This window comes from Pseudomonas asiatica, assembly GCF_009932335.1.
Lineage (GTDB): Bacteria > Pseudomonadota > Gammaproteobacteria > Pseudomonadales > Pseudomonadaceae > Aquipseudomonas > Aquipseudomonas asiatica.
Window position 1 is genome coordinate 428,616 of record NZ_BLJF01000002.1, and the last position, 24,493, is coordinate 453,108.

At 64.5% G+C, this 24,493-nt stretch carries 30 protein-coding genes and 1 riboswitch; of the genes, 17 read left to right on the forward strand and 13 right to left on the reverse strand.

All coding sequences use genetic code 11. The annotated features are described in order from the left end of the window. Positions 1-88: 88 nt before the first annotated feature. Positions 89-1,294 (forward strand): MFS transporter, encoded by a 1,206-nt coding sequence (locus tag GYA95_RS21360; protein ID WP_015268767.1) that lies wholly within the window; start codon positions 89-91, stop codon positions 1,292-1,294. Here GYA95_RS21360 and GYA95_RS21365 read toward each other — a convergent pair. The 5 genes from GYA95_RS21365 to GYA95_RS21385 all read right to left on the reverse strand — a co-directional run bounded on the left by GYA95_RS21365 (position 1,282) and on the right by GYA95_RS21385 (position 5,211). Further along, positions 1,282-1,965, reverse strand: coding sequence for an OmpW/AlkL family protein (locus GYA95_RS21365; RefSeq protein ID WP_015268768.1), 684 nt, complete (start codon positions 1,963-1,965; stop codon positions 1,282-1,284). The genes GYA95_RS21360 and GYA95_RS21365 overlap by 13 nt on opposite strands. Before the next feature lie 109 nt (positions 1,966-2,074). Beyond that, positions 2,075-2,647: a DUF3299 domain-containing protein gene (locus GYA95_RS21370; RefSeq protein ID WP_043935268.1), complete on the reverse strand. Its 573-nt coding sequence runs from the start codon at positions 2,645-2,647 to the stop codon at positions 2,075-2,077. 9 nt (positions 2,648-2,656) lie between these two features. Then, positions 2,657-3,922, reverse strand: coding sequence for an ABC transporter permease (locus GYA95_RS21375; protein ID WP_161551490.1), 1,266 nt, complete (start codon positions 3,920-3,922; stop codon positions 2,657-2,659). Beyond that, positions 3,922-4,632, reverse strand: a complete 711-nt coding sequence (locus tag GYA95_RS21380) for an ABC transporter ATP-binding protein (RefSeq protein WP_015268771.1) — start codon at positions 4,630-4,632, stop codon at positions 3,922-3,924. Before GYA95_RS21380 ends, GYA95_RS21375 begins: the two co-directional genes overlap by 1 nt. Further along, positions 4,633-5,211: a DUF2796 domain-containing protein gene (locus GYA95_RS21385; RefSeq protein ID WP_015268772.1), complete on the reverse strand. Its 579-nt coding sequence runs from the start codon at positions 5,209-5,211 to the stop codon at positions 4,633-4,635. A gap of 131 nt (positions 5,212-5,342) precedes the next feature. Here GYA95_RS21385 and GYA95_RS21390 point away from each other — a divergent pair, with 131 nt between their 5' ends. Further along, the gene (locus GYA95_RS21390; protein WP_043935270.1) at positions 5,343-5,687 is read left to right on the forward strand and encodes a hypothetical protein; all 345 of its coding nucleotides are present in this window, start codon (positions 5,343-5,345) and stop codon (positions 5,685-5,687) included. 131 nt (positions 5,688-5,818) lie between these two features. Here the strand turns inward: GYA95_RS21390 and trxA are convergent, their stop codons facing one another. The 3 genes from trxA to GYA95_RS21405 are packed head-to-tail and all read right to left on the reverse strand — an operon-like array spanning position 5,819 to position 7,847. Continuing rightward, positions 5,819-6,691: a thioredoxin gene (gene trxA / locus GYA95_RS21395; protein WP_013970670.1), complete on the reverse strand. Its 873-nt coding sequence runs from the start codon at positions 6,689-6,691 to the stop codon at positions 5,819-5,821. Positions 6,692-6,722: 31 nt separating this feature from the next. Next, the gene (locus GYA95_RS21400) at positions 6,723-7,394 is read right to left on the reverse strand and encodes a class I SAM-dependent methyltransferase (RefSeq protein ID WP_003259339.1); all 672 of its coding nucleotides are present in this window, start codon (positions 7,392-7,394) and stop codon (positions 6,723-6,725) included. Further along, the gene (locus GYA95_RS21405) at positions 7,395-7,847 is read right to left on the reverse strand and encodes a YbaY family lipoprotein (RefSeq protein ID WP_015268774.1); all 453 of its coding nucleotides are present in this window, start codon (positions 7,845-7,847) and stop codon (positions 7,395-7,397) included. Positions 7,848-7,953: 106 nt separating this feature from the next. Here GYA95_RS21405 and nrdR point away from each other — a divergent pair, with 106 nt between their 5' ends. The 12 genes from nrdR (at position 7,954) to GYA95_RS21465 (ending at position 16,692) form a co-directional block, all read left to right on the forward strand. Next, entirely contained in the window at positions 7,954-8,418 is a 465-nt protein-coding gene (nrdR, locus tag GYA95_RS21410) for a transcriptional regulator NrdR (protein ID WP_003255402.1), read from the forward strand. 2 nt (positions 8,419-8,420) lie between these two features. Then, complete coding sequence (ribD, locus tag GYA95_RS21415; RefSeq protein WP_015268775.1) at positions 8,421-9,551, forward strand: bifunctional diaminohydroxyphosphoribosylaminopyrimidine deaminase/5-amino-6-(5-phosphoribosylamino)uracil reductase RibD; 1,131 nt, start codon at positions 8,421-8,423, stop codon at positions 9,549-9,551. Positions 9,552-9,593: 42 nt separating this feature from the next. Next, positions 9,594-10,259 (forward strand): riboflavin synthase, encoded by a 666-nt coding sequence (locus GYA95_RS21420; protein WP_003255399.1) that lies wholly within the window; start codon positions 9,594-9,596, stop codon positions 10,257-10,259. An 18-nt stretch (positions 10,260-10,277) separates the two neighbouring features. Next, on the forward strand, positions 10,278-11,369 hold the full coding sequence (gene ribBA, locus GYA95_RS21425) for a bifunctional 3,4-dihydroxy-2-butanone-4-phosphate synthase/GTP cyclohydrolase II (RefSeq protein WP_003259341.1): 1,092 nt from the start codon (positions 10,278-10,280) through the stop codon (positions 11,367-11,369). A gap of 92 nt (positions 11,370-11,461) precedes the next feature. Continuing rightward, on the forward strand, positions 11,462-11,938 hold the full coding sequence (ribH, locus tag GYA95_RS21430; RefSeq protein ID WP_003255395.1) for a 6,7-dimethyl-8-ribityllumazine synthase: 477 nt from the start codon (positions 11,462-11,464) through the stop codon (positions 11,936-11,938). After that, positions 11,935-12,435 (forward strand): transcription antitermination factor NusB, encoded by a 501-nt coding sequence (gene nusB, locus GYA95_RS21435; protein ID WP_013970674.1) that lies wholly within the window; start codon positions 11,935-11,937, stop codon positions 12,433-12,435. The genes ribH and nusB overlap by 4 nt, the downstream gene beginning before the upstream one ends. A gap of 18 nt (positions 12,436-12,453) precedes the next feature. Next, on the forward strand, positions 12,454-13,422 hold the full coding sequence (gene thiL, locus GYA95_RS21440; RefSeq protein ID WP_015268776.1) for a thiamine-phosphate kinase: 969 nt from the start codon (positions 12,454-12,456) through the stop codon (positions 13,420-13,422). Beyond that, entirely contained in the window at positions 13,419-13,922 is a 504-nt protein-coding gene (locus tag GYA95_RS21445) for a phosphatidylglycerophosphatase A family protein (protein ID WP_015268777.1), read from the forward strand. Before thiL ends, GYA95_RS21445 begins: the two co-directional genes overlap by 4 nt. Positions 13,923-13,938: 16 nt before the next feature. After that, positions 13,939-14,682 (forward strand): substrate-binding periplasmic protein, encoded by a 744-nt coding sequence (locus GYA95_RS21450; RefSeq protein WP_015268778.1) that lies wholly within the window; start codon positions 13,939-13,941, stop codon positions 14,680-14,682. A gap of 164 nt (positions 14,683-14,846) precedes the next feature. Next, positions 14,847-15,464, forward strand: a complete 618-nt coding sequence (ribA, locus tag GYA95_RS21455; protein WP_015268779.1) for a GTP cyclohydrolase II — start codon at positions 14,847-14,849, stop codon at positions 15,462-15,464. Then, the gene (locus GYA95_RS21460) at positions 15,461-15,880 is read left to right on the forward strand and encodes a hypothetical protein (RefSeq protein WP_015268780.1); all 420 of its coding nucleotides are present in this window, start codon (positions 15,461-15,463) and stop codon (positions 15,878-15,880) included. Before ribA ends, GYA95_RS21460 begins: the two co-directional genes overlap by 4 nt. Next, on the forward strand, positions 15,880-16,692 hold the full coding sequence (locus GYA95_RS21465; protein WP_015268781.1) for a cobalamin-binding protein: 813 nt from the start codon (positions 15,880-15,882) through the stop codon (positions 16,690-16,692). Before GYA95_RS21460 ends, GYA95_RS21465 begins: the two co-directional genes overlap by 1 nt. 115 nt (positions 16,693-16,807) lie before the next feature. Here GYA95_RS21465 and dxs read toward each other — a convergent pair whose 3' ends face one another. From dxs to ribB, 4 genes are all read right to left on the reverse strand, one after another. Further along, the gene (gene dxs / locus GYA95_RS21470; protein ID WP_015268782.1) at positions 16,808-18,703 is read right to left on the reverse strand and encodes a 1-deoxy-D-xylulose-5-phosphate synthase; all 1,896 of its coding nucleotides are present in this window, start codon (positions 18,701-18,703) and stop codon (positions 16,808-16,810) included. A 177-nt stretch (positions 18,704-18,880) separates the two neighbouring features. Beyond that, the gene (ispA, locus tag GYA95_RS21475) at positions 18,881-19,768 is read right to left on the reverse strand and encodes a (2E,6E)-farnesyl diphosphate synthase (protein ID WP_015268783.1); all 888 of its coding nucleotides are present in this window, start codon (positions 19,766-19,768) and stop codon (positions 18,881-18,883) included. Beyond that, positions 19,765-20,007: an exodeoxyribonuclease VII small subunit gene (locus GYA95_RS21480; RefSeq protein ID WP_003255380.1), complete on the reverse strand. Its 243-nt coding sequence runs from the start codon at positions 20,005-20,007 to the stop codon at positions 19,765-19,767. Before GYA95_RS21480 ends, ispA begins: the two co-directional genes overlap by 4 nt. A gap of 197 nt (positions 20,008-20,204) precedes the next feature. Then, a complete protein-coding gene (gene ribB / locus GYA95_RS21485; protein WP_015268784.1) occupies positions 20,205-20,855 on the reverse strand; it encodes a 3,4-dihydroxy-2-butanone-4-phosphate synthase in 651 nt (216 codons plus the stop codon). Between the two features lie 80 nt (positions 20,856-20,935). Then, a riboswitch (FMN riboswitch) is annotated at positions 20,936-21,077 on the reverse strand. A 91-nt stretch (positions 21,078-21,168) separates the two neighbouring features. Between ribB and GYA95_RS21490 the strand changes: the two genes are divergently transcribed. From GYA95_RS21490 to GYA95_RS21500, 3 genes are all read left to right on the forward strand, one after another. Further along, positions 21,169-22,374 carry an RtcB family protein gene (locus GYA95_RS21490; protein ID WP_015268785.1) on the forward strand — a complete coding sequence of 402 codons (1,206 nt, stop codon included), beginning with the start codon at positions 21,169-21,171 and terminating at the stop codon, positions 22,372-22,374. Positions 22,375-22,748: 374 nt separating this feature from the next. Beyond that, positions 22,749-22,991 carry a hypothetical protein gene (locus tag GYA95_RS21495; RefSeq protein WP_161551500.1) on the forward strand — a complete coding sequence of 81 codons (243 nt, stop codon included), beginning with the start codon at positions 22,749-22,751 and terminating at the stop codon, positions 22,989-22,991. 157 nt (positions 22,992-23,148) lie between these two features. Next, a complete protein-coding gene (locus tag GYA95_RS21500; RefSeq protein ID WP_015268787.1) occupies positions 23,149-23,412 on the forward strand; it encodes a DUF3077 domain-containing protein in 264 nt (87 codons plus the stop codon). 394 nt (positions 23,413-23,806) lie between these two features. Here GYA95_RS21500 and GYA95_RS21505 read toward each other — a convergent pair whose 3' ends face one another. Beyond that, positions 23,807-24,484: a c-type cytochrome gene (locus tag GYA95_RS21505; protein WP_043935276.1), complete on the reverse strand. Its 678-nt coding sequence runs from the start codon at positions 24,482-24,484 to the stop codon at positions 23,807-23,809. Between the last annotated feature and the right edge of the window lie 9 nt (positions 24,485-24,493).

Below are 24,493 nucleotides of genomic sequence, written 5' to 3' on the forward strand. Positions count from 1 at the left end.
GTGATCATCTGGTTGCAGATTAAAACTACATTTGCTAAATAGCCAGCATGTGGTTTCAATTCGAAACCAGATTGACGAGACCAGCCCGATGAACCCTGCACTTACACGCTGGATAACCCTGCTGCTGGCCATTACCAGCGCCATGGCTGTGGCGACAGTGTATTTCGCCCAGCCTCTGCTCGAGTCGATGGCCGCTGACCTTGGCGTGGCGCAGCAGCAGATCGGTTGGGTAGTTGGCGCGACCCAGGCGGGCTACGCCCTGGGGTTGTTGCTGATCGTGCCGCTGGGTGACCTGATCGACCGCAAGCGCCTGCTGCTCGGGCAGTTGCTGTTCTCGGCCCTGGCGCTGGTTGGGGTAGGCATGGCGCCCAACTGGGCGCTATTGCTGCTGGCCCTGGCTATCACCGGGCTGATGGCGGTCATGGTGCAGGTGATGGTGGCGCATGCAGCGAGCCTTGCCGACCCCGGCCAGCAGGGGCAGGCCGTGGGCACCGTCACCAGCGGCATAGTGCTGGGCATTTTGCTGGCGCGGCTGGTCTCGGGCGGGCTTGCCGACCTGGCTGGCTGGCGCAGCGTGTACCTGATTACCGCAGGGTTGTTGATACTGCTGGCCCTGGTGCTGTGGCGCAGCCTGCCCGTGGGGCAACCGGTGTCGCTGCGGTCTGGCTACCGGGCGCTGATCGTTGCCCAGTTCAGGCTGTACCGGCACGACCGGCTGCTACGTCAGCGCGGGTTGTTCGGCGTGTTGATCTTCGCTGCGTTCAGCGTGCTCTGGAGTGCCATGGTCATGCCCCTGAGTGCCGAGCCACTGGCGCTGAGCCATACCGCGATCGGTCTATTCGGCCTGGCGGGTGTTGCCGGCACATTGGCGGCAGCGCGCGCCGGTCGCCTGGCCGACCAGGGGCTGGGGGAGCGCACCACCGGGGTAGCGCTGATTCTGCTTGTGCTGTCATGGCTGCCCACGGCCTTCGTCGGGCATTCACTGATGGCCTTCGGGTTGGGTGTGCTGATGCTGGACTTTGCCGTGCAGGCGGTGCATGTCACCAACCAGAGCCTGCTGCTGGCCGGGCGTGGCGCAATGGCCAGCCGTTTGATCGGCGCCTACATGTGCTGCTATTCGCTTGGCAGTGGAGTGGGGGCAGTGCTGGCGAGTTGGGTGTATGCCCATTGGGGTTGGGCAGCGGTGTGTGGGCTCGGGATGGGCATCAGCGCGGTCGCGCTGGGGTACTGGTTATGGCTGCAACGCGCGAGGGCGGCCGAAGCCGCCCTGCAGTGTTCAGGTCAGAACTTGTAGCCAAGGCCGACCATGTACACCCATGGGTCGACATCGACGTCGACTTTGGTCTTGCTGTAGCCCAGTGCGGACGGGCCGTCGACGCTGGCCTTGGTGTCGATGTCGATGTACCAGACCGAAGCGTTGACCAGCAGGTTGTCGGTGATCATGTAGTCCATGCCCAGCTGACCGGCGATGCCGACCGAGTCTTGCAGCTTCAGGTTGCTGAAGCCCTGCTGCTTGCGTGCACTACTGAGGTCCTCATCGAAGAACAGGGTGTAGTTGATGCCGACGCCGGCATACGGCTGGAACTTGGAAGTTGGTTCCATCGGGTAGTACTGCAACGACAGGGTCGGTGGCAGTTGCTTGATATCGGCCAACTTGCCGTCCAGGCCGCCGCCCAGACCTTTGACGCCGACGGTGTGCTTGAACGGGGTGGCCGCCAGCAACTCGAGGCCGACATGGTCGGTGAGCATGTAGGCGAAGGTCAGGCCCAGTTGGGTGTCGCTGTCCAAGGTCGCCTTGGTGCCCGATACCTTGCTGCCGTCGAATTTCAGGTCGCCGCTGCTTTCGTTGGGGGCAACGGTGATGGCACCGGCACGGACGATGACATCACCCGCCTGGTGGGCGTGGGCGACAGGGGCAGCGAGCGCCAGGGCCGCGAGGGCGGCGCTGAGCAAGGACTTGTTCATGGAAGCTCCCAGAGGACGTGAGTAATCGAGTAGTCCAATGGTACGGATGCCGTTAAACAGAAAGTTTGACCCAGCTCAAAGAAGCGTCGTCACGAATTCGAAACAGTTCTCATCTCAGCTCATAAGCGTATATTTTCTCGGCTTCCATCTGGTAGCCGGCATCGGCCAGTTCGCTGCTGGAGGCTCTAACCTGCAGCTTCCCCTCGATCCAGTAGGGCTGGTAGAGGTCTTCTACGCGAACGCCCATTTCACTGAAGATGTGCACGATCTGGTTCGACGGTGGCGGTGGCACGTGGATGCACGCGCCGTAGTAGGGGACCAGCAGGAATTCGGTGGTGCGGCCTTCTTCGCTCACCTCCAGCGGCACGATGTAGCCGGGCAGTTTGATCTGCTGGCCGTCGAGGCTTTTTACCACTGGAGCATCGGGGGCCTGCTGGCGCGCCGGTGGGGCGGACTCGGCGGACAGGGCGTTGCTGAGCTGCGACATGTCGTGCAACGGCGCGAGTTGGGGCGGGATGACCGGGGCGCCTTCGGGGATGAGGGCGGGCCAGTCAAGTTCGCGGGGTTCCGAGGCCCAGATGGGCGATGCCAGCGAAAGCAGCATGACCAGTAGTAGTTGTACTGCCTGTACTGGCCTCTTCGCGGGTTCACCCGCGAAGAAGGCCGTGAGGTATTGGATCATTGCACGCCCTCAGAGGTGAATGGACAAGCCATCGGCCAACGACTGCCGATAGGCCCGCCACGCCGGTACGCTGCCCATCAACAGCGCAGCTCCCAGGATGATAGCCAGCAACGTCCATTCATGAGCACTCGGCATGGCCAGCGGCAAGTACAAACCATAGTTGGCCTGCACATACCCTTGTGCCAAGGCGATTCCCGCATACAGCAAGCCAAGCCCTGCAGCGATCCCGACCGCCGCCAGCGACAGTGCCTCCAGCACCAGCAGCCCTGCGATATGCCACGGCCTGGCACCAACCGAGCGCAATATCGCCATCTCCCTACGGCGTTCATTGAGGCTGGTGAGAATCGCCGTAAGCATGCCGATCAGGCCGGTCAGCACCACGAACAGCGACACCACGAACAACGCCTGCTCCGCGGTGCCCATCAGGCTCCACAGCTCCTGCAGGGCTACCCCGGGCAGGATCGCCAGCAACGGCTCGCTGCGGTATTCATTGATCTCCCGCTGCAGGCTGAATGTCGCGATCTTGCTGTTCAGGCCGAGCATGAACGCAGTGATGGCGGCAGGCTGCAGGTCCATGGTCCGTGCCTGCTCGGCGCTGATACGCCCGGCGCCACGGGCCGGCACCCCGTTGTGCCAGTCGATGTGGATGGCTTCCATGCCGCCCAGGCTGATATGCAGCGTGCGGTCGACCGGTGTGCCGGTGCGCTTGAGCACTCCGACCACGGTGAACGGCTTGTCGTCGTGCTTGACCAGGCTGATCGCGGCCACGCCGTGGGCAAGCACCAGCTTGTCGCCCAGTTTGTAGTGCAACGCCTCGGCCACTTCGGCACCCAGCACCACCTCGAACGGATCATCGGCAAACGCGCGGCCCTGGCTCAATTCCAGGTGCTGGCGGCGGCCGTACTGGTAATGGCTGAAGTAGTCGCCGGTAGTGCCCATCACCCGATAACCACGGTGCGAGTCGCCCAGCGAGATGGGGATGGTCCATTTCACCCGCGGGTCCTTGGCGTAGTGCTCATAGCTGTCCCAACGGATATTGTTGGTGGCGTTGCCGATGCGGAACACCGAGTACAACAGCAGGTTCACCGAGCCGGAGCGGGCGCCGACGATCAGGTCGGTACCGCTTATGGTGCTGGCGAAGCTGGCCCGGGCCTCGGTACGGACCCGCTCAACGGCCAGCAGCAGGCACACCGACAGGGCGATGGCGAAGGCGGTGAGGAATGCGGTGAAGCGGCGGTTGGCCAGGCTGGCCAAGGCAAGGCGGAGCAGGTACATCAGGCCTCCCGGGGCTTGGCGGCGCGGTTGAGTTCGGCCAGCGACAGGTGGCGGTCGAACAGCGGCGCCAGGCTTTGGTCGTGGCTGACGAACAGCAGGCTGGCACCGGCGGCGCGGCATTCATCGAACAGCAGGCGGATGAACGCTTCGCGGGTGTCGGCATCCAGCGCCGAGGTCGGTTCGTCGGCGATCACCAGTTCGGGTTGGCCGATCAGTGCGCGGGCGGCAGCAACCCGTTGCTGCTGGCCGATCGACAGGCTGTCGGCGCGGCGGGCGAGCAGGGCGGGGTCGTCCAGGCCCAGGTGGGCCAGCAAGGTGCTGGCTGCCTGGTCGACACTGCCATGGCGCTGCTCGGCGCGGGCCTTGCGGCTGCGCGAGAAGCGGCAGGGCAGCTCGACGTTTTCGCGCACCGAGAAGAACGGCAGCAGGTTGAACTGCTGGAAGATATAACCGGTGTGGTCGACCCGGAAGCGGTCACGGGCGCCCTGGCCCAGACGGCAGAGGTCTTGGCCGAGCAACTGGATGCGGCCCTGGCCCGGTACGTTCACCCCGCCCAGCAGGCCCAGCAATGTGGTCTTGCCACTGCCGCTGGGGCCCTTGAGAAACAGGGCTTCGCCAGCTTCCAGGCGGAATGCCGGAATATCCAGCAGCGCCGGCTGTCCGGGCCAGGCGAAGACCAGGTCATGCAGTTCGATCAACGGCTGGCGCATTCAGAACACGACCGCAGCCTTGGCTGGCGTGGCTTCCGCGCCTTTCTGGCCATTGGGGCCGATCAGTTGAACGGTGATTTTCTGGGTAGCCGGGAACGCCTTGAACAGCGGAGCGAGGTCCACCTGCGCCAGTTTGTCGGGGTTGGCGCAGGTCAGCTGGTAATGGGCGCCGATGTCGCTGTGCTGGTGGCTGTGCTCGTGGTCGTCACCATCGTCGTCGGCTTTCGGGGCATCACCGAACAGCGGGCTTTCCAGTTCCTGCTGGTCTTCCTTGCAACCGGCAGCGGCGGGCAGGCCGAACAGCTTCAGTGGCTGCTCCAGCTGCTGGCGCACCGCCGCGACCTTGGCCTTGTCGGCGTCGCTGTTGGCAGCGTGTTCGAAGCCGACCAGATTCATTGCCGGGCTGTCCAACTCCAGCTCCAGAGTGTTGCCATCGAGCACGGCATTGAGCTTGGCCACGCCATGCTCGTGGGCGCCGAGGGTGCCGTGGGCGTGGTCGTGATTGTGGTCATCATCGTGGGCATGGGCCACGGCCAGTGGCAGCAAGGCGAAGGGCAGGGCAAGCAACAGGCGACGCATGGATGACTCCGGAGCGGGCAAGAAGATTGGGTTATGTTATAACAGCTTTTCCCCGTGCTGCCAGCCTGCGTGGCGCAGGTTTCATGTTGGGGTAGGATGGCGGCATTAGACTTGGGTTCAGGGAATGCAGCATGAGAATTCGTGGACAGATTGGTGATTGGCCTGTGGACCTGACCATCGAGCTGGCGCCTGAAGAGTGGGCACAACTGGGGCGGCAGATCGAATTGCCCGCAGTGGCGCAGACCGCAGCAACCGAAACCGTGGCGACAACGCGTCAGGATGACGGGCAATGGACTGCGGCGCGTGAGGTGTTGCGCCTGGCGGGGCAGATGAGCGGGCCGGAATTGCTGGATCGGCTCGAAGGGCTGGCGGGAAGTACGGCGGCGGGTAAGCGGCTGCTGGTGCGCTTGCGGCATAGCAGTGAAGTCAAGGTGGAAAGTGGCGTGGACGCGCCGGTGTATCACTGGGTTGGGTGAAGGCTTTCAGGATTTTGGGGGCTGCTTTGCAGCCCATTCGCAGCACAAGGCTGCTCCTACAGGGACTGCGCAACACGTGGTGTAGGAGCAGCCTTGTGCTGCGAATGGGCCGCAAAGCGGCCCCGGCATTGTCAGAACATCGCCGCCGACAACTTGCGACGATACACGCCGACCAGCGGGTGATCACCGCCCAGCAGCTCGAACACCTGCAGCAACGCCTTCTGCGGCAGCCCGTTCTCATAACCACGGTTACGCTGGAACAGCTTCAACAACCCTTCCAGCGCCGCTTCATACTGCTGGCGCGCCAACTGCTGCACGCTCAGCTGATAAGCCGCTTCATCATCCTGCGGGTTCTGCGCCAAGCGGCTTTTCAGGTCAGCCACTTCCGGCAGACTGGCGGCCTGGCGCAGGAAGGTCAGTTGTGCCTTGGCACCGGCCAGTGCAGCTTTGTGCTCGTCAGTCTTGACCGCATCCAGCACCACCTGGGCCTCACCCAGCTCCCCGCGCTCGGCCAGGCAACGGGCATACAGGATCAGTGCCTCGGCATTGCTGTTGTCCTCACCCAGCAGCGCCTGCAACAGCGCTTCGGCCTCGGCAAAACGGCTTTCGGCAAACAGTCCCTTGGCCTGCTCCAGCGGCGAGGCGGTGGGCGCGGCAGGCAGTTGCACGTGCGGCTCGAGCATGGCGCGGATCGCCGATTCCGGCTGCGCACCGGCAAAACCGTCCACCGGCTGGCCGTCCTTGAACAGCACCACGGTCGGCAGGCTGCGGATGCCGAACTGGGCAACTACCTGTTGCTCCACGTCACAGTTGATCTTGGCCAGCAGCAACTCGCCCTGGTAACCCTCGGTGATCTTCGCCAGCAGCGGCATCAGTGCCTTGCACGGCGCACACCACTCGGCCCAGAAATCCACCAGCACCGGTTTGTGGAAGGAGTTCTCGATAACCAGTTGCTGGAAGGTGGCATCGGTAGCGTCGAAAATGTAAGGCGTGTCTTGGGTCATCGCGACTCTCGCAAACTCGTGGATAACACCACTATAAGGTGTCGCGGCTGGCGTGGTACAGGCTGACCCGGCGGAATTCGTGCGGCTCGGCCAGGTCCGGCAGGGTCAGCGCTTCCAGCACACCCAGCTGCTGGTACAGCGGGTGGCTGAAGTCGCGTACCCGCGAGTCGGCCACCAGCGCCTGGCGCCCGCGGCCGAGGAAGGCATCCAGCAGCGGCAGGTTGGCGCGGTCGTACAGCACGTCAGCAACCAGGATCAGGTCGAAGCGATCGTCTTCGGCGAAGAAATCGCTGCTGTAACCCAGTTCCACCCCGTTCAGCGCGGCATTCGCGCGGCAGGCATCGAGTGCCAACGGGTCGAGGTCGCAGGCCACCACTTCCAGCGCACCGGCGCGGGCGGCGGCAATACCGGCGATACCGGAGCCGGCGCCAAAATCCAGCACGCGCTTGCCGGCTACCCATTCCGGGTGCTCGGCCAGATAACGGGCCATGGCCAGGCCGCTGGCCCAACAGAAGCTCCAGTAGGGCGGATCTTCAAGAATGCGCCGAGTCTCCTCGCTACTGAAGGCGCGGTCCATGTTCTGGTCGTCGATCAGCCACAGCTTGAGGTCGCAGCCGGGTAGCTCGCTGACGACAAGACGCGCTTCGCCGATCAGGCCGCTGAGGGCTTGTTGCAGGGGCTGTTGTAGGGAGACTGGCGCCACTTACGGCGCCTTCTCGAAACGCAGCGGACCGGTGGCCTGGGTCTGGGCCTGGGTAATGCGCACCGGCGGCAGGTGCATGATCAGCTGGCCAGAGCTGCTGGCGCGGCCGCGCAGCTCGACCCGGGCACCAGCGGGGAAGGCCTCGGGGTTGAAGCGCAGTTGGTAGGGCAGGGCCTGGCCGGTGCCGGTCAGGTTGCTGCTGGCCAGCAAGCGTTGTGGGCGGTCGCGTTCGTCGATGACCAGCAAGGCCAGCTCCACGTCGGCACCGGCGGGGATTTCCAGCAAGGTGCCGCTCAGCTCGCGCTGGTAGGCCGGCAGCGGGCCCAGTACTGTGGCCGGCTTGGCCGTGCGGGCTGGCGTGGGTGCCGGAGGGGTGTCGGGCTTCGGCCTGTCGCTGCCGCAGGCAGCGAGCAGGGCGGCGCAGCACAGCACGACGAGCGCTCGGTAGTGCATGGGGTAGTCCTTCACGGGTAGATTTCCCATGGATGTTAACCCCTTTGGCTTGTCTTGCCAGTGGGATGCGCTACCATGGCCCTCCCTTTTTTTGTTGCCTGCCACCATGCACTGTCCCTTTTGCGGTGCCAACGACACCAAGGTAATCGACTCTCGTCTCGTCGCTGAGGGCGAGCAGGTGCGCCGCCGCCGTGAATGCGTCGCCTGCGGCGAGCGCTTCACCACCTTCGAAACCGCCGAGCTGGTGCTGCCCCGGCTGATCAAGCAGGACGGCACGCGCCAACCCTTCGACGAAGAAAAGCTGCGCGCCGGCATGCAGCGGGCACTGGAAAAACGCCCGGTCAGCGTCGAGCGCCTGGAAGCTGCGCTGGCGCATATCAAGAGCCGCCTGCGTGCCACCGGCGAGCGTGAAGTCAAATCGCTGGTAGTGGGTGAGATGGTCATGGCCGAGCTGCGCAAGCTCGACGAAGTGGCCTATATCCGTTTTGCCTCGGTTTACCGCCGCTTCCAGGACCTCGACGAGTTCCGCGAAGAAATCGACCGCCTGGCTCGCGAGCCGGCTAAAGAGTGACCATGCCCAGCCAAGCTGCCATCCTCGACGCCCACTACATGGCCCGCGCGCTGGAGCTGGCGCGCAAGGGCCTGTACACCACCCACCCGAACCCGCGCGTAGGCTGCGTGATCGTGCGCGATGGCGAGGTGGTCGGCGAAGGCTGGCATGTGCGCGCCGGCGAGCCGCATGCCGAAGTGCATGCGCTGCGCCAGGCCGGTGAGCGTGCCCGTGGCGCCTGTGCCTATGTCACCCTTGAGCCGTGCAGCCATCATGGCCGCACGCCACCGTGCGCTGAAGCGCTGGTCAAGGCAGGCGTGGCACGGGTGGTAGCCGCCATGCAGGACCCCAACCCGCAAGTGGCGGGGCAGGGCCTGCGGCGCCTGGCCGAGGCCGGTATCGAAGTGGCCAGCGGCGTGCTCGAGGCCGAGGCCCGCGCACTCAACCCCGGTTTCCTCAAGCGTATGGAGCACGGTCTGCCGTTCGTTCGCGCCAAGCTGGCCATGAGCCTGGATGGCCGCACCGCCATGGCCAGTGGCGAAAGCCAGTGGATCACTGGCCCGGCCGCCCGCTCGGCGGTGCAGCGCCTGCGTGCCCGCTCCAGCGTGGTACTGACCAGCGCCACCAGCGTGTTGGCCGACAACGCGCGGATGACCGTGCGCGGCGCCGAGCTGGGCCTGGATGCCGAAACCACTGCCCTGGCTCTCAGCCGCACACCGCTGCGAGTGCTGATCGATGGCCACCTGCGCCTGCCGCTGGATGCGCCGTTTTTCCAGGCTGGCCCGGCGCTGGTGGTGACCGCTGTCGCAGATGACCCGCGCTATGCCGCTGCCGGCCACGAACTGCTCAGCTTGCCGGGTGACAATGGCCAGGTAGACCTGTCGGCGTTGCTGCAGGCACTGGCGGCCCGCGGCATCAACGAAGTCCTGCTGGAAGCCGGTGCCGGCCTGGTCGGCGCCTTCTCCCGGCTAGGCCTGATCGACGAGTACCAGCTGTTCGTCGCCGGCACTTTCCTCGGTTCCCAGGCCCGTCCGCTGTTGGACTGGCCACTGGACAAGATGAGCGAAGCGCCGCGGCTGAAAATTACCGAAATGCGCGCAGTGGGCGATGACTGGCGGGTCACGGCCATCCCCCTGCCGGCACCCCGCGTATAATGCCTGGCTTGCCCTGCGCAAAACGTTTTTGAGGAAGACCCCATGTTCACCGGCATCATCGAATCCATCGGCACCATCCGCAGCCTGACCCCCAAGGGTGGCGACGTGCGCGTCTACGTCGAAACCGGCAAGCTCGACCTGGGTGACGTCAAGCTCGGCGACAGCATCGCCGTCAACGGCGTGTGCCTGACCGCCGTCGAGCTGCCGGGCGACGGCTTCTGGGCCGACGTCAGCGTCGAAACCCTCAAGCGCACCGCCTTCATCGACCTCAAGAGCGGCAGCAAGGTCAACCTGGAAAAAGCCCTGACTCCCACTACCCGGCTGGGCGGGCACCTGGTCAGCGGCCACGTCGACGGGGTCGGCGAAATCATCTCGCGCAGCGATAACGCCCGCGCCATCCAGTTCCGCGTGCGTGCACCGAAGGAACTGGCCAAGTACATCGCCCACAAGGGTTCGATCACCGTCGACGGCACCAGCCTGACGGTCAACGAGGTCAATGGCGCCGAGTTCGAGCTGACCATTGTCCCGCACACCCTGTCCGAAACCATCATGGCCGACTACCGTGCAGGGCGTCGGGTAAACCTTGAGGTCGACCTGCTGGCCCGTTACCTGGAGCGTCTGCTGCTGGGTGACAAGGCTGCCGAACCGAGCAAGGGCAGTGGCATTACCGAAAGCTTCCTGGCCGCCAACGGCTTCTTGAAATCCTGATTGAGAAGGGGGTGCCGCGTGGCGCTCAACAGCATCGAAGAACTGGTCGAAGACATCCGCCAGGGCAAAATGGTCATCCTCATGGATGACGAAGACCGCGAGAACGAAGGCGACATCATCATGGCGGCCGAGTGCTGCCTGCCTGAGCACATCAACTTCATGGCCAAGCACGCCCGCGGCCTGATCTGCATGCCGATGACCCGCGAGCGCTGCGAGACCCTGAAGCTGCCGCTGATGGCGCCGCGCAACGGCTCGGGCTTCGGCACCAAGTTCACCGTGTCGATCGAAGCCGCCGAAGGTGTCACCACCGGCATCTCCGCCGCTGACCGCGCACGTACCGTGCAGGCGGCCGCTGCCAAGGACGCCAAGGCCGAAGATATCGTCAGCCCTGGCCACATCTTCCCGCTGATGGCCCAGCCTGGCGGTACCTTGGCCCGTGCCGGCCACACCGAGGCCGCATGCGACCTGGCACGCATGGCCGGTTTCGAGCCAAGTGGCGTGATCTGCGAAGTGATGAACGACGACGGCACCATGTCGCGCCGCGCCGAACTGGAAGTGTTTGCCGCCGAGCACGGCCTGAAGATCGGCACCATCGCCGACCTGATCCACTACCGCATGATCCACGAGCGCACCGTGCAGCGCGTCTCCGAGCAACCGGTCGAGAGCGAGCTGGGTGAGTTCAACCTGGTCACCTACCGCGACGCGGTGGAAGGTGACGTGCACATGGCCTTGACCCTGGGCAAGATCTGCGCCGAAGAGCCGACCCTGGTCCGCGTACACAACATGGACCCGCTGCGCGACCTGCTGCTGGTCAAGCAACCGGGCCGCTGGAGCCTGCGCGCCGCCATGGCTGCCGTGGCCGAGGCCGGCAGCGGCGTGGTATTGCTGCTGGGGCACCCGCTGGACGGCGACGTGCTGCTGGCGCACATCCGCGAAAGCGCTGGCGATGCACCAGTCAAGGCACCGACCACCTACAGCACCGTGGGTGCAGGTTCGCAGATCCTGCGCGACCTCGGTGTGCGCAAGATGCGCCTGATGAGTTCGCCGATGAAGTTCAACGCGATATCCGGATTCGATCTGGAAGTTGTAGAATACGTGCCCTCCGAGTGACTTGAGGCGGCAGTGACGCCCTCCAGCTCGAGTCCATACCCCTGTCGAGGCCGCCAGCATGCGGCCTCGCTCTTGAAGATGAGAATATCGGAATGACCCTGAAGACCATCGAAGGTACCTTCATCGCCCCCAAAGGTCGCTATGCTTTGGTGGTTGGCCGCTTCAACAGCTTCGTCGTCGAAAGCCTGGTAAGCGGTGCCGTTGATGCCCTGGTACGCCACGGTGTCAGCGAAAGCGACATCACCATCATCCGTGCCCCGGGTGCATTCGAAATCCCGCTGGTGGCACAGAAGGTCGCCCAGCAAGGCGCCTACGACGCGATCATCGCCCTGGGCGCAGTGATCCGTGGTGGTACCCCGCACTTCGAATACGTGGCGGGCGAATGCACCAAGGGCCTGGCCCAGGTGTCCATGGAGTTCGGTGTTCCGGTGGCCTTCGGCGTACTGACCGTCGACTCCATCGAGCAGGCCATCGAGCGTTCCGGCACCAAGGCCGGCAACAAAGGTGCTGAAGCTGCCCTGTCCGCTCTGGAAATGGTCAGCCTGCTGGCGCAGTTGGAGGCCAAGTGATTAGCGACGAAAGCGATCGTTTCAACCCGCGCGATCCAAAACCTGCGGATGCCGGCAAGCCATCGAAGAGTGCCAAGCGCCGCGAAGCCCGCAAGCTCGCGACCCAGGCACTGTACCAGTGGCACATGGCGCAGCATTCGCTGAACGAGATCGAAGCGCAGTTCCGGGTCGATAACGATTTCTCCGATGTCGACGGCGCTTATTTCCGCGAGATCCTGCATGGGGTCCCGGCGATCAAGAGCGAAATCGACAGCGCCCTGAAGCCATGCCTGGACTTGGCACTGGAAGAGCTCGACCCGGTCGAGCTGGCCGTGCTGCGTCTGTCTACCTGGGAGTTCATCAAACGCGTCGACGTACCGTACCGCGTGGTGATCAACGAAGGTGTCGAGCTGGCCAAGGTCTTCGGTGCCACCGATGGCCACAAGTTCGTCAACGGTGTGCTGGACAAGCTGGCCCCGAACCTGCGCGAAGCAGAAGTAAAGGCGAACAAGCGCTGATCCTGGCGCTTGCGGACCATGGGTGAGTTCGAGCTGATCAGCCATTACTTCGCCGCCGCGCCCTGTGCGCAAGGCGGTGAAGGCGTGGCCCTTGGCATTGGTGACGACTGCGCCTTGCTGGGCCTTCCTGCCGGCGAGCAACTGGCGGTGTCCACCGACACCCTGGTTGCCGGGGTGCATTTTCCGGCTCTGTGCGACCCTTGGTTGCTCGGCCAGCGCTCGCTGGCCGTGGCGGCCAGCGACCTGGCTGCCATGGGCGCCACCCCCATCGGCTTCACCCTTGCCCTGACCTTGCCCGAGGTCAGCGCCGACTGGCTGCAAGCCTACGCCAGCGGCCTCAACCGCATGGCCGGCCACTGCCAGCTAAGCCTTATCGGTGGCGACACCACTCGCGGCCCCCTGAGTATCACCATGACCGTGTTCGGCCGGGTTCCGGTGGGGCAGGCGTTGCGCCGTGATGGCGCTCGCCCGGGCGACCTGCTTTGCGTCGGGGGCGAGTTGGGTAACGCGGCAGGGGCTTTGCCGCTGGTGCTGGGCCAGCGCCAGGCCGATGCCGCGCTGGCGCAACCGTTGCTCGACCATTACTGGTCGCCGTCGCCGCAGTTCGCCCTGGGCCAGTTGCTGCGCGGGCGTGCAACTTCGGCACTGGATATTTCCGACGGCCTGCTGGCCGACTGCGGGCATATCGCCAAGGGCTCCCGCGTGGCGCTCGAAGTGAACCTGGAGCAGGTGCCGGTGTCATCCGCCCTGCAGGGCTTGCTCGGCGCCGAGGCGGCCGTACATGCGGCGCTGACCGGTGGTGATGACTACGTGCTGGCGTTCACCTTGCCGCCAGCCGAGCTTTCATCCCTGCAGGCACAAGGCCTGGCGGCATTCCACGTCATCGGGCGGGTGCTCGAAGGGCAGGGTGTGAGCCTGCGCGACCGGCAGGGCCAGGACATCACCCCGCGGCAACGCGGCTATCAACATTTTAGGGAGACACCGTGACCGATCACCCCAACCAGGTGCCTGCGGAGTTTGTTCCGCCTTCGGTCTGGCGCAACCCGTGGCACTTCATCGCCTTCGGTTTCGGTTCTGGCACCTTGCCAAAGGCGCCGGGCACCTGGGGCTCGCTGGTGGCCATACCGTTCATCCCGATGTGGCAGATGCTGCCCGACTGGGGCTACTGGCTGTTGCTGGGCGTGAGCATGCTGTTCGGCTTCTGGCTATGCGGTAAGGTCGCCAATGACTTGCGCGTGCACGACCATGAAGGCATTGTCTGGGACGAGATCGTCGGCATGTGGATAACCCTCTGGCTGGTGCCGGAAGGCTGGCAGTGGCTGCTGGCGGGGTTCCTGATGTTCCGCTTCTTCGACATTCTCAAGCCGTGGCCGATCCGCTGGGTCGACCGCCATGTGCATGGGGGCGTTGGCATCATGCTCGACGATATCCTGGCTGGCGTGTTTGCCTGGCTGGGGATGCAGGTTCTGGTTTGGGCGGTTGCCTGATACAGGGAGCGTGTGAATGGCCATGAGGACCGTGCTGCTGGCAATGCTGCTGAGCCTTGCCCCGTGGGCGGCGGCTGCCGAGGGTGTGCCGAAGCAGATCCACCTGGTCAGCGAAGAGTGGCTCGACTACACCAACGCCGACGGTACCGGGGTAGCCTGGGACGTGCTGCGCAAGGTGTTCGAGCCGGCCGGGGTCAAGGTAGTGACCCAGAGCGCGCCCTACAGCCGTGCGGTCGGGCTGGTGAAGCGTGGCGAGGCTGACGCCTGGGTAGGCTCGTACAAGGAAGAGAACGACGACAACCTGTATCCGCGCTGGCACTTCGACATGGACCACATCTACGCGCTAGGGTTGGTCAGCAAGCCAGTGCCTACTCGGCAGACCATAGGTCGCTACCGCTTGGCCTGGGTGCGTGGCTACGACTTCGGTAGCTATCTGCCCGATGTGCATGACTTCCGCGAAGTCCAGCGCCGCGAAGGTATCCTGCCGATGCTCGAGCATGACCGTGTGGACTTCTACATCGATGCGCTGACCGAGATCGACTATGTGCTCGGCCAGACCTCCCAGCCCGAGCGCTTCCGCCGCACCCATGTGGCCGAACTGCCGCTGTACCTGGCCTTTGCCCGCAGCGACCAGGCCAAGGCCCTGCGCGACCTGTTCGACAAGCGCATGACCGAGCTGGTGCGCAGTGGTGAGCTGAAGCCGATCTTCGAGCACTGGCAGCAGCCGTATCCGTTCAGCCCGGATAGCAAACCACATTGAGCGCCCCGTTTCATGGGCATGCCCGCTCCCACAGGATTGAGTACAGACCTTTGCTAAGCATCGAACTTTTCGATCTTACCCCACGGTATTCAGCCAGCCCACATCCCCCAACCTGCTGATACAATCGGCCCACGAGAAATTTAAACTTATTCCAGGAGCACAACGTGCCCGTCGTCTTTGTTGCCGCCTCTAAACTCCCGACTCCCTTCGCGACCTTCACCATGCATGGCTTCCTCGACGAAGCCACTGGCCGTGAGCACGTGGTGCTCAGCCTGGGTGACATCGCGGACGGCCAGCCGGTGCTGGGGCGCCTGCACTCCGAGTGCCTGACCGGCGATGCCCTGTTCAGCCAGCGCTGCGACTGCGGCTCGCAGCTGGAAGCCGCGCTGCAGGCCATCGCCCGTGAAGGCCGTGGCGTGCTGCTGTACCTGCGCCAGGAAGGCCGTGGCATCGGCCTGCTGAACAAGATTCGCGCCTACGAGCTGCAGGACGGTGGCGCCGATACCGTCGAGGCCAACGAGCGCCTGGGCTTCGCCGCCGACCAGCGCGACTACGCCATGTGCCTGCCGATGCTGGAGCACCTGGGCGTGAAGTCGTTGCGCCTGATGACCAACAACCCGCGCAAGGTCAAAGCCCTGACCGACATGAGCATCGTCGTCGCCGAGCGCGTACCGCTGCACACCGGGCACAACCCGCACAACCGCTACTACCTGGCAACCAAGGCCGGCAAGCTGGGCCACATGCTGGGTAACGAGCACCAGGGCGAGGTGCCTCAGGCGTGACCCGCGCCGAGGTCAAGCGGCGCCTGGCGCTGGCCTGGTGGCAATACCTGGCGGTGGGCCTGGTGCCGCTGCCAGTGATGGCCTGGGCCTTCGGTGGCGGTGATGCGCTGGCCTCGGTGCTGGCCATGCCACTGTTCATTGCCGGCGCGGCGACCATGTTCCTCAGCCTGCCGCGCTTCAGTGCCTACAAGCGCGCCCTCATCGCCACTTCCAAGGTGCTCGGCACTGGAGAAGAGCCCGCCGCCTGGATCGAACTGGCGCGGGTGCGGCGCCTGGCTATGTTGTATGCCTGCTTCCCGGCCTGGGTCGCCGCTTTGTCGGTGCTGGTCGGCCTCGAGGCGGTGCCGCAGATCCTGCTGGCGTTGTCCACCGCAGTGGTGCTGTACCTCTATCGTATTCCACGCCAGCTCGGCTGATGCGCCTGCTGCCCGGCCTGCTGGCGCTGCTCGTCTGCTCCGCACTGCCCGCCGAACCCCTGCGAGTGGTCAGCCTGGCCCCGTCGATGAGCGAGATCATGCTCGAACTACAGGCCGATGACCTGCTGGTCGGTGTGCTCGACGGTGGCGAACGGCCGGCGGCGCTGCGCGAGTTGCCCTCGGTGGGGCGCCAGGGGCAACTGGACCTCGAACGCCTGCTCAGCCTGCGCCCCGACCTGTTGCTGCTGTGGCCGGGCAGCGTGCCGCCGGCCCAACGCGACCAGCTCAAGCGCCTGGGTATCGCAACGTATAGCGCAGAACCCCATGACATCGACCAGCTGATCGAGCAGATCGAAGCCATCGCCGAACGAATCGGTCGTGCCGAACAGGGCCATCGGTATGCCCAGGCCCTGCGTGACCGGCTGCGGCAGCTGCGCCAGCAGTATCGACGGGACGAGCCCTTGCAGGTGTTCTACCAGGTCTGGGACCGACCGCTGTACACGCTCGGTGGCCGGCAGGTGGTCAGCGATGCCCTGGCCGTTTGCGGCGCGCGTAATGTCTTCGCCGATCTCACCCAGGCGGCGCCGCAGGTAAATGTGGAGTCTGTGCTGCTGCGCAACCCACAGGTCATTCTGGCGGGTGATCAGGCGCAGCTGGAGAGTTGGAAGGCCTGGCCGCAACTGCGTGCGGTTGCCGATGATCGTTTACTGGTGGTGCCAGACAAAGGCCTGGAGCGGCCTAGTGGGCAGATGATCGAAGCTACGGCGCGTTTGTGTGCGTTGCTCGAGGCTAACGCGCCGGCGTCCAAGTAAGCTTTTGCGAGGGCTGCGCCCTCGATCGCGACGCAAGGCCGCTCCTACAAAGAACTGCGCGGTCCCTGTAGGAGCGGCCTTGTGTCGCGATGGGCCGCAAAGCGGCCCCAAAATCTCAAAGCCCGAGCCTGGTCATCCGAGCCTTCACCGAAGCCTCGATCCCAGCCGCATCCAGCCCGCACTCAGCCAGCATCTGCGCCGGCTTGGCATGCTCGACATAGATGTCCGGCAACCCCAGGTGCAGCAGCGGTTTCACGATCGCCTGGCTGGCCAGGAACTCACCCACAGCCGCACCGGCACCGCCCATGATGGCGTTTTCTTCGATGGTCACCAGCAGCTCATGGCTTGCGGCCAGTTCCAGCACCAGTGCCTCGTCCAGCGGTTTGACGAAGCGCATGTCGACCACGGTAGCGTTGATCTGCTCAGCCACCTGCATGGCCTCGGCCAGTTGCACGCCGAACACCAGCAAGGCGACTTTCTCGCCCTGGCGACGGACCACGCCCTTGCCGATTTCCAGCGGCTCCAGGTCACCGCTGATCGGCGCGTTCGGGCCGGTGCCACGCGGGTAGCGCACAGCCGCCGGGCCGTTGTACAGGTGGCCGGTGCTGAGCATCTTGCGCAGCTCGTTTTCATCGCTTGGGGTCATCACCAGCATGCCCGGGATGCAGCGCAGGTATGACAGATCGTAGCTGCCCGCGTGGGTCGGGCCGTCTTCGCCGACCAGGCCGGCGCGGTCGATGGCGAACAGCACGTCAAGGTTCTGTACCGCCACGTCGTGGATCAGCTGGTCGTAGGCGCGCTGCAGGAAGGTGGAGTAGATCGCCACCACCGGCTTGCTGCCCTCGCAGGCCATGCCGGCCGCCAGGGTCACGGCATGTTGCTCGGCGATCGCCACGTCGAAGTAACGCTCCGGGTAGCGCTCGCTGAACTCGACCAGGTCGGAGCCTTCCTTCATCGCCGGGGTAATGCCCACCAGGCGGTTGTCGGCGGCAGCCATGTCGCACAGCCACTGGCCGAACACTGCGGAGTATTTCGGGCCGCTGGCTTTCTTCGGTGCGGCGGGTTTGTCGGCCGGCTCCAGCTTGGTGATGGCGTGGTAGCCGATCGGGTCGATCTCGGCTGGGGCGAAGCCCTTGCCCTTCTTGGTCACCACGTGCAGGAACTGCGGGCCCTTGAGGTCACGCATATTCCGCAGGGTGGCGATCATGGTCGGCAGGTCGTGGCCGTCGATCGGGCCGATGTAGTTCCAGCCCAGTTCTTCGAACAGCGTGCCCGGCACCAGCATGCCTTTGGCGTACTCTTCGGTGCGGCGGGCGATTTCCCAGGCGCCCGGCAGGCGCGACAGCACTTTCTTGCTGCCTTCGCGCATGCTCGCATAGGTGCGGCTGGAGAGGATCTTGGCCAGGTAGTTGGACAGACCACCGACATTGCGCGAAATCGACATGTCGTTGTCGTTGAGGATCACCAGCATGTCGGCGTTGACTTCCTGGGCGTGGTTCAACGCCTCGAAGGCCATGCCGGCGGTCAGCGCGCCGTCACCGATCACCGCGATCGACTTGCGGTCGCTGTTCTGCAGGCGGGCGGCAATGGCCATGCCCAGTGCAGCGCTGATCGAGGTGCTGGAGTGGCCGACGCCGAAGGTGTCGTACTCGCTCTCGCTGCGGCGCGGGAAGGCGGCGATGCCGTCCTTCTGGCGCAGGCTGAGCATGCGGTTACGGCGCCCGGTGAGGATCTTGTGCGGGTAGGCCTGGTGACCCACGTCCCACACCAGCCGGTCGTCGGGGGTGTCGAAGACGTAGTGCAGGGCGATGGTCAGCTCGATGACACCCAGGCCGGCACCAAAATGCCCACCGGTCTGACCCACGGTGTAGAGCAGTTCCTGGCGCAGTTCGTCGGCCAGGGTCTCCAGGTCGGCTTCGGCCAGCCGGCGCAGGCCGGCAGGCGTGTCAGCGCGGTCGAGCAACGGCGTGACCGGGCGTTCGCGGGGGATCTCTTGAAACGTCGTGGGCATCAGGCGAGTCGTTATAGGTGTGTGAAGACGCGGCAGTTTACCCCATTGTAGGAAATACTGCCCATTCAACCACGGGTTACGCGGCCCCTGTGGGAGCGGGTTCACCCGCGAATGCGGCGGTAAACTCAACATCGCATTCGCGGGTAAACCCGCTCCCACAGGGATTGGTGTCGTTGCTTAATTGCGGCGTTCGACGATGTAACGCGCCAACGCCCGCAGCGGTTCGGCCTTTTCGCCGAACCCTTGCAGTGCGACCAGCGCCTGGTCGCGCAGTTCGATCGCATAGGCCTTGGCCGCTTCCAGGCCCAGCAGCGCCGGGTAGGTCGGTTTGTCACGGGCGATATCGGCCCCTTGTCGTTTGCCCAGGGTGGCGGTATCGCTTTCCACGTCGAGAATGTCGTCCTGCACCTGGAAGGCCAGGCCTATCGCCTGTGCATATGTCTGCAGGGCATCCAGTTGCGCCTGCTCGGCGCGGGCGCTGGCCAGGGCGCCGAGGCGCACGCTGGCTTCGATCAGCGCACCGGTCTTGTGCCGGTGCATGAACTCCAGCGCCTGCTGGTCCAGCTTCAGGCCCACCGAGCCCAGGTCGATGGCCTGGCCACCGACCATGCCTGCCGGGCCGGCAGCCTTGGCCAGGGCCTGGACCATAGCCAGGCGAATGCTGTCGTCTTGCGGGCTCAGGCGCGGGTCGAGCAGGGCGCTGAAGGCCAGGCTCTGCAAACCGTCGCCGGCGAGGATCGCGCAGGCTTCATCGAAGGCTTTGTGGGTGGTCGGCTGGCCGCGGCGCAGGTCGTCGTCATCCATGGCCGGCAGGTCGTCATGCACCAGCGAGTACGCGTGGATCAGTTCCACCGCACAGGCTGCGCCGTTGGCGTGTTCGGCCGGGGCGCCCAAGGCTTCGCAGGCCGCGTAGGCCAGCAGCGGACGAACGCGTTTGCCACCGTTCATCACGCTGTAGCGCATGGCGGCGTAAAGGCGTTCGAGTTCCTTGGTCGGGGCGACGAACAACGGTTCGAGGGCGGCGTCGACCCGCGCCTGGCAGCTGGCCTGGTAGGTGCCGATCATGCTTCCGGCTCCGCGTCGAAGGGCTGGGCAGCCAGTTCGCCATCGCGTTCCAGCAGGATTTGCACCTTCTGTTCGGCCTGGGCCAGGGCACCCTGGCAATCGCGGGTCAGGGCGATGCCTTGCTCGAAGGCGGCCAGCGACTCTTCCAGCGACAACTCGCCGTTCTCCAGGCGCTCGACCAGTGCTTGCAGGTCTGCGAGGGATTGCTCGAAATCGAGGGAGGCTTTTTTGCGGGCCATGGCGACTGTCTCGGTGGCATTCAGAACGGCGCGACACTAGCAGAGCGGGGCGGGGGGAGCAAACTTCAGGGGCAACGCTGTTGGTTTCAAGGGCCCTTTCGCGGGCTTGCCCGCTCCCACAGGTACATCACAGTCTTCAAGACCTGTAGTGCACCTGTGGGAGCGGGCAAGCCCGCGAATGGCCCCAAGGTGGCCTGTCAGGCTGGCTCTGCTTCCAGCTCCAGCATGGCCTCACGGTACCGCGCCAGTTCCTCGATGGTCAGCACCGGCAGATTGTATTGCCGCGCATACACCGCCACTTGCTCGCCACGGGCCATCGTGCCATCGGGGTTCATCAGTTCGCACAGCACTGCCGCCGGGCGCAACCCGGCCAGGCGTGCCAGGTCCACCGAGCCTTCGGTGTGGCCACGGCGGGTCAGCACCCCGCCATTGCGGGCGCGCAGCGGGAATACATGCCCCGGGCTGACGATATGGCGCTGCTCCGCAGTAGAGCGCAATGCCGCGCCAATGGTGGTGATGCGGTCCTGGGCGGACACCCCGGTGGTAATGCCTTCCGCCGCCTCGATGGTGACGGTAAAGCCGGTGCCATGGCGTGCCTGGTTGTTCTGCACCATGGGTGCCAGTTGCAGTTCGTCGACGGTGGCCTCGTCCAGGCACAGGCAGACGATGCCGCTGCAATCGCGAATCATCATGGCCATGGTCTGCAGCGAGATGTTCTCGGCGGCGGCGATGATGTCCGCTTCGTCCTCGCGGTCGTCGTCGTCGAGCAGCAGCACAGGGCGCCCGGCCCGGAAGGCGGCGATGGCGGCGCTGACATTGGGGAATTGTGGGTGGTGCCTGGTGGACATGAAACGCTCCTCGTGAATGATCGATGAACGTCTCGGGGCGAACAAAATGCGCGCGCAGGGGCGCCCGGATGGCCCCTGCCTGACGCCTTCTTTCATCCGGACTATGACCGTCGGCTCTGGAGTCTCACCAGATCTGCTGACCCCCGGCATGGCCGGGGCGCTCGCGGGCTCATCTTTCGATTTACCGCCGGTGGGGACTTTCACCCCGCCCTGAAGACCCGCCAAGCATACAGCACATTGCCACCTCGCTGGCAATCGACGGCTCTACGACCTTTGGCGGTATCATTCCGCTATGCATTCGAGGAACAGCCCCATGGACATTCTTCAGGTCGCCGGCGGCAAACCGGTCAAGTTGTGGACCGACGGCGTACCGGTGGAAGGCGACGCCCGCAAGCAACTGCTCAACAAGGCGAGGATGCCGTTCATCTTCAAGCACCTGGCTGTGATGCCGGACGTGCATCTGGGCAAGGGCTCGACCATCGGCAGTGTGATCCCCACGGTTGGCGCGATCATCCCCGCCGCGGTGGGTGTGGATATCGGCTGCGGAATGATCGCCGCGCGCACGTCGCTGCACGCCCGCGACTTGCCGGATAACCTGCATGGCCTGCGCAATGCCATCGAGCACGCCGTGCCGCATGGCAAGACCTTCGGCAAACGCGACCAGGGCGCCTGGGCCGATGTGCCGGCCCAGGCTGACAAGGCCTGGGGGCGGTTGGCCGGGCGCTTCAAGGCCATCACCGACAAGTACCCGCGGCTGGAGAAGACCAATAACCGCCATCACCTGGGGACGCTGGGCGGCGGCAACCACTTCATCGAGGTGTGCCTGGACGAGGCCGACCGCGTCTGGTTCATGCTGCACAGCGGCTCCCGGGGCGTGGGCAATGCCATCGGCAACCTGTTCATCGAACTGGCCCAGGCCGACATGCGCCAGCACCTGGCCAACCTGCCGGACAAGGACCTGGCGTATTTCGAGGAAGGCAGCCGCCATTTCGCCGACTACGTCGAAGCGGTGGAGTGGGCGCAGGACTACGCCAGGCAGAACCGCGAACTGATGATGCTGGCGGTGGTCGGTGCGGCTCGCAAGGCGCTGGGCAAACCGTTCGAGGCCAGCCTGGAAGCGGTGAACTGCCACCATAACTATGTGCAGCGCGAGCAGCATTTTGGCCGAGAGGTGCTGGTGACGCGCAAGGGGGCGGTGTCGGCGCAGAAAGGGCAGTTGGGCATCATTCCCGGCTCGATGGGGGCCAAGAGCTTCATCGTGCGAGGGCTGGGCAACGAGGAGTCTTTCTGTTCCTGCAGCCATGGTGCCGGCCGGGTGATGAGCCGGACCAAGGCCAAGAGCCGCTTCACCGTGGAAGACCAGCGGCGGGCCACGGCGCATGTGGAATGCCGCAAGGACAAGGAGGTGATCGACGAGATCCCCATGGCCTACAAGGACATCGATGCGGTGATGCGCGCGCAGCAGGACTTGGTGGAGGTGGTGCACACCTTGCGGCAGGTGGTGTGTGTGAAGGGCTGACGGGTTTACCGAGATATCCCTTCATTCGAGCCGTGGTATGACTTCTGATAATCAGATTTTTCCCGTTGCGCGTAGGCCATTTCTGAAATAGCTTCCTAGCGCCCTTGAGCCATTGCGGTGGTGTTCCTGGCGGCCTAGTGTGGCCCTGTCGTTGCCAAATCAGCGACCGGGCCTGCAAGCCTGTCCAGAGCAAAATGCCGATCACCGATGCCAATGGCATGCCATTGCGCGCGCTTAATGGTGGCTGCGTACGGGAGGTTTTCGAACCTGCCGGATTTTGCTCTCTGCCGGTCTTGCAGACCCGTACGTGGCTGCCACCCATCACACTGCAAGTCATGAGTGGCAGCTCTAGCCAACCTATAGAGAGTGTCACCATGCTTAAGATTGTCCTCGATCCACCCCACGATATTCATTCCCTTGAAGACACCCTGATCCAGGCCACGGACTATGCGCTGTGCGCTGCGACCGTTGTGCATCAGGCCATGCTGCTGCCGCCCAAGTCGCCGGCGTCGGTTTTGATGATGACGTCGATGCATGAACTGGAGACGCTGCGGGCTTTGCTGGAGTCGGCATTGATTCAGGTGCAGATGCCCACTGGGCCCAGGACTTTGCACTAGGGCCTAAGCAATGTGTTGCCTGTTCCGGCCTCTTCGCGGGCACGCCCGCTCCCACAGGATCTTCACAGTACTCAAGACTTGCACAGTACCTGTGGGAGCGGGCGTGCCCGCGAAAGGGCCAGAGCAAGCAGTCGAGAAATTTCAGGGGGATTCAACAATGACCACAGAAGACACCCAGTTCACCGTCGGCAAAACCACCTTCTACCAAGGCGAACACGGCACCCATCCACTGTTCCGCATCGAGCCCGGCATCCCCTGCCGCGATGCCCGCGAGCAGTCCTCAGAGTTGATGGGCTATGTCCGCGAACTGACCATCACCGGCCTGATGGATGAGAAGCCGATGATGATCTGGGCTGCGCACTACCTGAGTGCGATGGCCAAGGCGCTGATGGATGATGCCGAGCTGGGCATGGGGCAGTGAGCGTTTGCCTTCAGGTTGTGTGAAGGCCGCAAGGTGTTCGCCTTAGCAATTTCAGCGCCTATGAGACCGAGCGCCGCCCGCGCGGCGCTTCGCGGGGCAAGCCCGCTCCCACATTTGTTGCAACGTGCCAAACCTGTCAGGCCATGGTTGCCCGCTTTGTTGGACTGGCGATATCTCCCCGTTGGCGCTGCTGCCGCCCCACCTATCTTGAGTCGTGCGCCAAGGCTGACAACCATGGCCTCACAGACATGGCCACGTTGCAACAAATGTGGGAGCGGGCTTGCCCCGCGAAGCGCCGCGCGGGCGGCGCTCGGTCTCATAGGCGCTGCAAACCTGTCGGTATACACCTGCTGGCCCGCTGGACCCGGCGGATCGCGTGCTGCGTAACCTGCCTTCAGTCTTTATGCATGTGCTGCTTGCCATCGCGATGAGTATGGGCCTTTGAATGCCCCTCATCATGCTGGCTTGCGCCCGAGGCCTGCTCACCATGGTGGCCAGGCACGTTGCCGCGGTGCTGGCCTTCATGGTTGTGCATTTCACTTTCGCCACCACCATGCTGGTGGCCGCCACTGGCCGCGACCATCGTTTTGTACTGCTGGGCGTTCAACTGGGGGAGCTGATCCAGGAAGGCGACGATGCCCCAGATGTATTCATCGCCCATGCTCTTGCCCCAGGCCGGCATGCCGGAGGCCTTGATGCCGTGCTTGATGATCCAGAACGCCGCAGCGGGGTCGCTACCGATCCCGCTTTTGGTCAGGTTGGGGGGTGATGGATACAGAGCCTGGCTGAGCTCGGTCTTCTCGACGCCAGGGGCAAGGTGGCAGCCGATGCACATGGCATTGTAGTTACCGGCGCCGGTACGAATCAGCGCTTCATCTTTCAGGTCTGGCACCTCGATGTCCCTGGCCCGTACTGCGATCGAGCGGTCCCGTGCCATGGCCAGAAAGGCATGCACGGCGGGGAAATGGGGATCATCGGCCCCCACATTGACCAGGCCAGAGTACGCAGCACCCAGCACGGCCACGCTGGCCACCGCGCCTGCTGCAACAAGCGTTGTTATTGTTCTTTTCATGTCTGGTTC